Source organism: Pseudomonas sp. BP11-1-1 (assembly GCF_052112105.1).
GTDB lineage: Bacteria > Pseudomonadota > Gammaproteobacteria > Pseudomonadales > Pseudomonadaceae > Aquipseudomonas > Aquipseudomonas alvandae.
Genome location: NZ_JAUTYU010000018.1, coordinates 86,584 through 95,898, shown reverse-complemented (window position 1 = coordinate 95,898; position 9,315 = coordinate 86,584). Strand labels below are relative to the sequence as shown.

The 9,315-nt window shown below is 57.1% G+C and carries 7 protein-coding genes; 3 read left to right on the top strand and 4 right to left on the bottom strand.

Going from position 1 to position 9,315, the window contains the following annotated elements; all coding sequences use genetic code 11:
* The first annotated feature begins 324 nt into the window (after positions 1–324).
* Both Q7C33_RS24370 and Q7C33_RS24365 read left to right on the top strand, forming a co-directional pair.
* Positions 325–714: a hypothetical protein gene (locus tag Q7C33_RS24370; protein ID WP_030140928.1), complete on the top strand. Its 390-nt coding sequence runs from the start codon at positions 325–327 to the stop codon at positions 712–714.
* Positions 715–775: 61 nt separating this feature from the next.
* Positions 776–988 (top strand): hypothetical protein, encoded by a 213-nt coding sequence (locus Q7C33_RS24365; protein ID WP_198797241.1) that lies wholly within the window; start codon positions 776–778, stop codon positions 986–988.
* A gap of 1,072 nt (positions 989–2,060) precedes the next feature.
* Here Q7C33_RS24365 and Q7C33_RS24360 read toward each other — a convergent pair.
* The gene (locus Q7C33_RS24360) at positions 2,061–2,414 is read right to left on the bottom strand and encodes a DUF6124 family protein (RefSeq protein WP_030140925.1); all 354 of its coding nucleotides are present in this window, start codon (positions 2,412–2,414) and stop codon (positions 2,061–2,063) included.
* A 508-nt stretch (positions 2,415–2,922) separates the two neighbouring features.
* Between Q7C33_RS24360 and Q7C33_RS24355 the strand changes: the two genes are divergently transcribed.
* Positions 2,923–3,762 carry a 23S rRNA (adenine(2030)-N(6))-methyltransferase RlmJ gene (locus Q7C33_RS24355; protein ID WP_217861100.1) on the top strand — a complete coding sequence of 280 codons (840 nt, stop codon included), beginning with the start codon at positions 2,923–2,925 and terminating at the stop codon, positions 3,760–3,762.
* 284 nt (positions 3,763–4,046) lie between these two features.
* On the opposite strand, the gene msrA is transcribed toward Q7C33_RS24355, so the two are convergent.
* The 3 genes from msrA to Q7C33_RS24340 form a co-directional block, all read right to left on the bottom strand.
* On the bottom strand, positions 4,047–4,694 hold the full coding sequence (msrA, locus tag Q7C33_RS24350; protein ID WP_030140923.1) for a peptide-methionine (S)-S-oxide reductase MsrA: 648 nt from the start codon (positions 4,692–4,694) through the stop codon (positions 4,047–4,049).
* 84 nt (positions 4,695–4,778) lie between these two features.
* Positions 4,779–7,472, bottom strand: a complete 2,694-nt coding sequence (locus tag Q7C33_RS24345; RefSeq protein ID WP_030140922.1) for a putative bifunctional diguanylate cyclase/phosphodiesterase — start codon at positions 7,470–7,472, stop codon at positions 4,779–4,781.
* A gap of 193 nt (positions 7,473–7,665) precedes the next feature.
* The gene (locus Q7C33_RS24340; RefSeq protein ID WP_030140921.1) at positions 7,666–9,060 is read right to left on the bottom strand and encodes an alkaline phosphatase D family protein; all 1,395 of its coding nucleotides are present in this window, start codon (positions 9,058–9,060) and stop codon (positions 7,666–7,668) included.
* Between the last annotated feature and the right edge of the window lie 255 nt (positions 9,061–9,315).

The window sequence follows — 9,315 nt, the reverse complement described above, 5'->3', positions numbered from 1 at the left end:
CATCAAGGCTGGGGGGTGGATTGGAATTGGGTTGGGGGCGGCGGCTTGGGGGTTGAAGGTGAAGGAGACGTGTCGGGTGGGCAGTGCGGAGGAATGTGAGCGGGTTAAGTTTACTGAGGCTGGGAAGTTTAGTGGTGCGCTTGGGGGTGGCGCTGTAGGCACTCTAGGTGGAGCCGGCGTTTGTGTTGCTATTGGGGCCGGCTCGCTTGGATGGGGAGGAGTTATTTGTGCCATCGTTGTTGGATCGTCAACATTAGTGGGCGGAGAAATAGGGGCGATGGCAGGAGAAGGAATTGGCGAAATAATATACGAGGCTAATAAGTAATGGCTCTTTGGGTTGATGCTTATAAGGTTGCACTCGTTTTGGTGGGTTTTATTATTCTGTTTGTTGCAGGTGTCTATTTTTATTTGGCTGCATTTCGACTGGCTGTTTTTATGTGTTTTTTTAAGCGGTCTAAAGCGATTAGTTCCATGCGCTGGCTTTTGGGGACGTTCTGGGGGGGCTTTTTAATACTGGCTATTATGTCTGCAATGGTGACGTTTCCGAGCGGACAGATAAAAAAGGGACTGTTAGACCAACAAGATTTCAATGAGTTGCCCAGAAAAATTGTTTGGCTGTTTAGGGGGGGTACGTTGGGTGCAATTTTCCTGTTGGGATTGATGTATCTATTAGTTGAGGTCGGGAAAAATATGGGTTGGATATTAAAGCCATAAACGTCCGCTGTTCAGTTATGGAAGCTGGAAAAAACTTGGAGACGTAGCGGGTGGAGGCTGGATGAGTGCGCAAAAAGAAATTTATGCATTGTTCTGGGTGTTTGTTTTGGCTTCAACTTTAGTCGTTGTGTTCTGTGGCTTGTATCTGATATTTTTTCGAATGAATGAGTTGCTAAGGAATTTAAGTCGTAGTTTGTATATTCAAAAGATCAAGTGGATGGCCGATGTCGGAGAAGGCGCCGGAGAGATTATTTACGATGGAATAACCAAATGAGAAGTGAGCAGGAAACTAATTTTTTGCTTGTCGCGGGAGGAGGGATTTTTTGCTGGGTGCGGTATTTTTCGTTGGGCAAATATATTTGGTTTTCTTTCGAAAGGATGAGGTGTTTGGGGCGCTGCACAGCTCAAGCGGTCTAAGGCGGAGGCGGACGGCGGTGGGTGAAGGAGTGCTTGGTGACTACTTTACGATGTTAAGTGTCGGTGCTTTCTTGCTGTTTCCTGAGCGAGCGATCAAACAAGGCGAGTTGAGTCGAGAGGATTTTATATATTTTCCAAAAAGCCTGCTCAGGGTGGTTAGGTTTCTTTACTCAGTGGGGTTGGTGGGAGCCGTATTTTTATTGGGTGTAGGTGTGGTTGGGGTAGTGGCAGGTTGGCTGAAATAATCCGATGCCAAGCGCGAGTAATGGAATAACGACATTGGGCCAGCCGGTGTGACTGGTATCTCAGGGTGAGGAAGGGGCTCGATGATGAAGCAGGCAGATCCCAGGGAGGTACTTACTGGTGAGAAGCGATATTGAATTACTGTATTTCCTGAGCGTCGGAATAATTATGTTGGTAGAGCTTATAGTCGTCGTCCTGTTATTGTATTTTTCATATTTTCGAATGGATGAGATCGTTTCTGGTTTTAGCCGGAGCAGGTTCTTTTTGTCGCGAAGGATATTTAATGGTAGAGATCCTTGCTCCCGGTTTTTTTTGATGATCAGCGTGGGTGCTACTCTTCTGTTCTCATCGCGCGCTTTGAAGAGTGGTGAGTTGGATTGCGAGGATTGCAAGGAGTTTTCAGCGCGATTGAGACGAAAGATACAGTTTATTTATTTAGTTGGGCTGGTTAATGGTTTTTTCCTGTTTTCCATGACCGGATTAGGCAAATGGGTAGGTTGGGTTCGGTGATAGTTCGGTTCGGTGGGAGGGGGCTTGCTGCCGTGTCGATCCGATTTCTATATCACGCGCGGGCTGGGTTTTTGTTGCTCCTGTCCGGGTACGTGTCGATTCACTGAATCCCACTCGCGCCATATAGCTGCCTGGGTTTGTCCATTTGTTATCGAGCAAACCCAGGACCGCAGACCCTATCTCGGGTCAACCACATCCAATGCCCGGTTCGCCAGCAACTGGCTCAACTCGATCATCTGTTGCACCCCCAGCGCGATATGTCGTCGGGAACCGTCCAGGTCGAAGGCCAGGTCGCTGACCATGGCGTTGGCCGAGGCCAGGGTTTCGCTGAGGTTGGCGAGCAGGCATTCGGCGTCGATGTCAGGGGCGATGACGAAAAGGGTATCAGGGGTGTTGGACATTTTTTTCTCAGCTTTTGGCTTCAGGTAATAGTCCAGGGCGCGGGTGGCGGCTTCGTCGAGTTTCTTGGCGTTGGTCGATTGAGTGCGGGAAATGTGGTCTTTCGGGGGATTCGGCGTTGGCTTGGACATAGTCTTGGATCCTTAAGTTGGAGCCACTGCCAATCCGCTACTAAACGAGATGGGCGGCAGCTGTACGCAGGTTAGTAGACCGGGGATCCAAGGAACCGGCGCGCCCGAGGGCGCCCTGCGCACAGCCACCATTGAGCACAGGTAAAAAACACCCAGCTGAATGGAGCGGTGAGCACCTTGGAATACCGAGCTACTAAACCCGATCACTGATGGGCAGTGACGGAATCAAAGTACCGGTGGCCTCCAAGGCGCACAAGCCGGCGGATTCTGGCTTAGTTGTAGGCAACGGCGCAAGGCACTGTAGCCTTCCGTTGTAGTTCCGATAGGGGATGAGTGTAGGACGGCGTAGGTTCGGATCGGTAGCGGGCGGCCGGATGGAAAAGGGGCTGCTGCGCAGCCCAGCGGGAGCAAGCTCCCTCGCCACGGCGGGCGGTTCTGCCGCTCGGCCGCGAACCCCTGACGTTCGACGCGCTTCAAGGTAAACTCGTCGCCCTTCGCAGGAGCCGCCATGAATTATCGCCACGCCTTCCACGCCGGCAATCACGCCGATGTGTTCAAACACCTGACCTTGACTCGCCTCATCGCCTTGATGTCGCGCAAGGAACAGCCCTTCGCCTATCTCGATACTCACGCGGGCATCGGGCTTTACGATTTGCAGGGCGACCAGGCCAATCGCACCGGTGAATACCTGGAAGGCATCGCGCGGTTATGGGATCAGGACGATCTGCCGCCCCTGACCGCCGATTACATGAAGGTGCTGCACGAGATGAACCCGGACGGCCAGTTGCGCTATTACCCGGGCTCACCGGAGCTGGCGCGGCGCCTGACCCGGTCGCAGGATCGGGTGTTGCTCAACGAGAAGCATCCGGAGGACGGCGTGCTGCTCAAGGACAACATGAAGGGTGATCGTCGCGTGGCGGTGCATCTGGGCGAAGGCTGGCACGTTCCTCGTGCGTTGCTGCCGGTGGCAGAGAAGCGCGCGCTGATGTTGATCGATCCGCCGTTTGAACAGCTGGATGAGATGCAGCGCTGCGCCGCCTCGCTCAAGGAGGCCGTCGGCCGGATGCGCCAGACGGTGGCGGCGATCTGGTATCCCGTGAAAGACCAACGCATGTTGCGTCGTTTCTATCAGGACCTGGCGGGCACAGGCGCGCCGAAGTTGTTGCGGGTGGAGTTGCTCGTGCATCCGTTGGCCACGCCCAACAGCCTGAACGGCTCCGGCCTGGCCATCGCCAACCCGCCATGGGGGCTTGAGGAAGAGTTGCGTGAGTTGCTGCCGTGGTTGTCGAAGAAGCTTGGGCAGACCCAGGGTGGCTGGCAGATGGATTGGTTGATCGCTGAAAGCTGATCGCTGAGCCGATGCATTCAGGTCGTCAGGCAGGACGCCTTCGCGAGCAAGCCCGCTCCCACATGGGGTGTCGAGGTGTACGCAACATCTGTGTCCGCCCCGGGCCCCTGTGGGAGCGAGCTTGCTCGCGATGGCGGCGGCACATCCAACATCACCGCCCCAGATCCACCGCTATCGCGAGCAAGCTCGCTCCCACATGGGGATCTGAGGCGTACGCAAGAGTTGTGTACGCCACCGGACCTGTGGGAGCGGGCTTGCTCGCGAAGCTTTTCAGGACCAGAACGTCAGATCGGGCAAGTCACGCCCGTGCCGCCAATCCCGCAATACCCCTCAGGGTTCTTGGCCAGGTATTGCTGGTGATACGCCTCGGCAAAGTAGAACGTCGGCGCTTCGTCGATTTCGGTAGTGATTTCGCCTTTACCGGCCTTGTTCAGCTCAGCCTGGAACACGTCTTTGCTGTTCTTCGCCGCTTCCAGTTGCTCGGGCGTGGTGCAATAGATCACCGAGCGATACTGGGTGCCAATGTCATTTCCCTGGCGCATGCCCTGGGTCGGGTTGTGCAGTTCCCAGAACATTTTCAGAAGCTGCTCGTAGCTGACCTTCGCCGGCTCGTAGACCACCAGCACCACTTCGCTGTGGCCGGTCAGGCCCGAGCAGACCTCCTCATACGTCGGGTTCGGCGTAAAGCCGCCCGCATAACCCACTGCGGTACTGACCACGCCTTCACGTTGCCAGAACTTGCGCTCCGCGCCCCAGAAGCAGCCGAGGCCGAAGATGGCGAAATCCACGTCCATGGCAAACGGGCCCAGCAGCGGCGCGTCGTGGACGAAGTGTTTTTCCGGCACGGCCATCGGGGTTTCACGGCCGGGAAGAGCTTGATCGGGAGTAGGGAGCACGTTTTTGTTCACCAGGATTTCCGAGCGCAAGACCATCATCAGTCCTCTCAGTCAGATTGAGTTGAGCGAAATAGACCGTCAGTGTGCCTCAGAAAAGCCGCCGCAAGCTATAAGCGACTGTCAGACCAGCGGGCCGCGCGGGTAGCGCTTGAGCTTCTCGATAAGCTCTGTGCCGGGGATCGGCCGGTCGAAGAGGTAGCCTTGGCCGACGTCGCAGCGATGGCGGCGCAGGAAGGCGAGCTGCTGGGCGGTTTCGATGCCTTCGGCCACGACCTTGAGTTTCAGGTTGTGGGCCATGGCGATCACCGCGGAGGTGATTTCCATGTCGTCCTGGTTGTCCGGGATCTCATGGATGAAGCTGCGATCGATCTTGATGATGTCGATCGGGAATTTCTTCAGATAGCTCAAGGACGAATAACCGGTGCCGAAGTCATCCATCGCCAGGGTCAGGCCCAGGCGCTTGAGCTGGTCGAGCTGCAGGTGGGTGTCTTCGGTCGCTTCGAGCAGCAGGCCTTCGGTCAGTTCCAGCTCCAGCAACCGCGCGGGCAATTGTTCTTCCTTGAGGATGCTGGCAATCGAGGCCACCAGGTCCGGATCGGAAAACTGCTTGGGTGACAAGTTGATCGCCACTTGCAGGTTGCCCAGGCCGGCGGCGGTCAGCTGTTTGCTCATACGGCAGGCCTGGCGGGCGATCCATTTGCCGATGGGGATGATCAGGCCGGTTTCTTCGGCCACGCTGATGAACTGGTCCGGGCGGATCATGCCCTTCTCTGGGTGGTTCCAGCGCAGCAGCGCCTCCATGCCCAGCAGGCGACCGCTGCGCAGGCAGAGCTTGGGCTGGTAGAAGACATCCAGTTCATTCTGAGTCAGGGCCCGGCGCAGGTTGTTTTCCACGAACAGCTTGTAACTGGCCTCGGCGTTCAGGGCCTCGGTGAACACCTGGACCTGATGCTTGCCGTTGGCCTTGGCCTTGTGCAGGGCGAGGCCGGCGTTGCGCATCAGCGTCTGCGGGTCGCGACCGTGCAGCGGCGCGCAGGCCAGGCCCACGGAGCCGGTCACGCTGATCAATTGGTTATCGACGAACATCGGCTTATCGAGTGTCATCAGCAACTGGCTGGCGATCTGTTGCCCGGCCTCGAGGTCGGTGTCGTCCAGCAGTACCGCGAATTCGTTACTGGCGAAGCGCGCCAGGCTGCCGCTGGGGCTCAGGCTGTTGCGCAGGCGCCGGGCCAGGCTGATCAGCAGTTTGTCGCCGGTCTGGTGGCCGAGGCTGTCGTTGATGCGCTTGAAGTTGTCGATGTCCACCAGCAGCAGGCTGATGGGCGAGTCGCTGTCCCGGGCGAAGCGTTCATCGAGGTTGCGAATGAACGCCGGTCGGTTGCCCAGGTTGGTCAGGTTGTCGGTATAGGCCAGGCGCTCGATGCGCTGCTGGGCCAGTTTGGTCTGGGTGATGTCTTCGTAGATGCCGATGTAGTGCGTCAGTTCGCGGTTGTCGCCATAGACCTTGGAAATCGACAGCTGGCCCCAGTAGGGTTCGAGGTTCTTGCGCCGACTCTTGAATTCGCCCTGCCAGCTATTGCTCTGGGCCAGGGCTGAGGGCGCATCGAACAGCAGCTCGCTGAGATTCTCCAAGGCTGGCAGCTCGGACAGCCGTTGGCCGTGGACCTCCTCGGTGGTGTACTGGGTGATGGCGGTGAAGCTCGGGTTGACGTATTCCACCACGCCGTCGCAGTTGACCAGCAGGAACGCATTGGCGCTCTGTTCCACGGCGCGCTGGAACAGATGCAGGGCGCTGGTGGCGGTGCGGCGGTTGTGGTTGTTGATGACCTGGGCGAATTGGTCTGCCAGTTCGCCGGCGAAGGCGATTTCGTCCGACTGCCAGGCGCGGGTGACGCCCACTTGTTCCAGGCATAGGACGCCGACCACCTGGCCATCGATCCGGATGCTGGCGTCGAGAATGGCGTTGACGTCGCGGGCCCGCAGGTTCTCGGCCATTTCCCGGGTGCGCGGGTCGCGCATCGCATTGTGCGCATCGATGGCTCGGCAGGTCTGCAGTGCCTCCATGTAATTTGGAAAGTCGTTGGCGTTGATGACATCCGGAAGGAAGTAGTCCTGGGAGGCGCGGTTATAGGCCGAGATCGGCACCAGTTTGCCGTCTTCCAGGTTCCAGATGCTTGCGCAGTCGATCTGGTAGATATCGCAGGCGCTGCGGGTAATCAGCTCGGCGGCCTCTTGCAGCGAGTTGTTGGCGCTGTAGCGCTGGCGGGTCAGCAGCAGGATCAAGTCTTGTTGGGCGCGGACCCGGTCCAGGTGCTGGAGCTGTTCCTGCTGGGCGCGCTGGTTCAGTTCCAGGGCAATCTGCAGTCGTGAGTTCTGGGTTTCCAGATCGACGGCCGGCAAGGACGGCTCGTCTTGCAGCAGGTCGTCGACGACCAACAGATAACCGCGCAGCAGGTGACGATTGTGCTGCCTGTAGGCCTCACCGGTCTCCAGCAGGTTCATCGGCCCCTTGGCGGTGTGCAGCGTATAGCGGATCAGGTAGTGGGACGCCTGGGCCAGTTGCTGCTGGATTGCGTCATGCAACTGATAGCGCGCTTCCGGCTCCATCAGGCTGGCGTATGGCGAACTGACCAGTGAGCACAGTTCCACGGCCGGCAGGCCGAAGTAGCGTTCGCAGTTGGGGTCGAGGAACAGCAGCGCCCAGCTTGCTTCATTCAGCCGTTCGAAACGCAGCATACCGAGCCGCGAGGGCACCGGTAACTGCGTCACTACCTCGGCCGCCATACGGCTGGCGGCATCGGGTTGGCTTTTCATGGGGAAACTCGCTTCGAAAATGCTGATCGCGCCGGGCTGACGCCCTCGTCATTACGGATTGCCGCAAGGTTGCATCATTGCGGCCCTGGCTGACAAGAGACATGAAGGCCAAGTGCTATAAACCTTTTATCGGCCGACAAAGGGATTTCTCCAGTTGCCAACCGATCAGAGGTATTCATTGGCCTGCCGCCAATCAGCGCAGCGGTATATCGACGACCTCCAACGGAGCGCCGTCACGGTCATGAAACGTTACCTGAACGCTCTGGGCCGTGACTTTCAGCTGAGCGAAGTTGTCCTGGCTGATCACCTTGCTGGTCAGTTCATATTGGTACTCACCGCTTGGAGCCCGGGCCATGGGTTTACCAAAAATAAAAGTCGAGGCCTTGGCGTAGGGCAGCAGCTTGCTGTTGCAAAACGGCGACGAAACGATGGTATGAACCTGGAAGTCAGGATCCTGGCTATGCGCCAACAGGCTCGTCAGGGAGCCATGCACGTCACCAGACACGAAAATCACGTTCTTGATTCGATGGCTGCGGATGGCCTCCAGCAGTCGCAGGCGCTGCGCCGGAAAGGTCTGCCAGGCGTCCCCGCCATTGAGTCGACGGTCGGGGTAGAACATGACGCTGGTGACGACGAACTTGACGCGGGCGGTGCTGTTGATCAGCCAGTCGAGCAGCGATTGTTCCTGTTCGGCATCCAGGATGCGCCGGTCTTCCATCGACAGGTTGCGGCGAGTCCGACTGTCGGTCACGAACCATTCGATATCGCCGTGGGCAAATAAATACCAATAACGGGGCAGGGCTTGGCTTAGCGTGCCGTCGCTTAAAAGTTCATGGGCCGGGCTATGGCTGGCTTGATAAGTCTCATAGGCGTCCAGGGCATTTGCATAAAGTGATTCATCGTTCTTGTTTCTGTTGGTCGGCCAGTTGTCTTCTATTTCATGATCGTCGAGCATCATGTAAGTGGGAACGCTGGACATCAACTTCTTTATGTGGGGTTGGGAAAACGCCGTGCGGTATTTGAATAACATGTCCTTGTGGCTGCGGTCCGGGGCAATGATGTTCAAGTCGTCGAGATAAACCTGGTCTCCGGTCATCAGCACGGCGCTGATTGGCGGATCGGCCTGTTCGACGATTCGGTTGATGCCGGCGAACGTGCGGTCCCCCAGCGCTGGTCGCGATGGGACGCCAGCGGTGATCCGAAGGTATCGGCAAGAGCCGACGATATAGCTGCGCGCTGCGTCGCTCTTGTCGGGTGGTGTGCGCAGTTGATAAACGTCCTTGGGCCATTGCAATGGTAATTCCAGGATGGTTTCGACGGTATGGGCCGGGCTCAAGGTGGATTTCCAGCCGGCCTGGTATTCATAAGCGGTATTGGACTGGAGACCTTTCAATACGATGACGGCGGAAAAGTCGCGGTAGGAAAACAGTCGGACAAACTTTCCTCTTGACCAGGCGATGTCGCCTTTTCGCCTGTAGCGAATGCCGGCGAAGACGGGATTGTTATTGTCTTTATCGCCTCGTAGAAATACACGCGCGTGATCGGTTGTTGTATGGCCAAGAAGAGGGCCGACAGTAGGCTTTAACATGTTCGAATCCATTCGAAGTTATAAGAAGTGTTTGGTGGTTGAGGGCTGTTAGTAGGCGGTCGGAACTATGCTAAAGCGTTGCGCGCGATAAAGAGTTAGAGGGGAGGGGGCGTCTGTTGTGGGCAATGGCTAATAGAAGAAGTAGGTCTTGTTGCGTAACGGAGTAGGAAAAGTCGTGGTTGGATAAGACAGTTTTATCCAACCCAAAAAAAGCCCCGCCAAATGGGCGGGGTTGAGGTACGAGCGTGGCGCTCG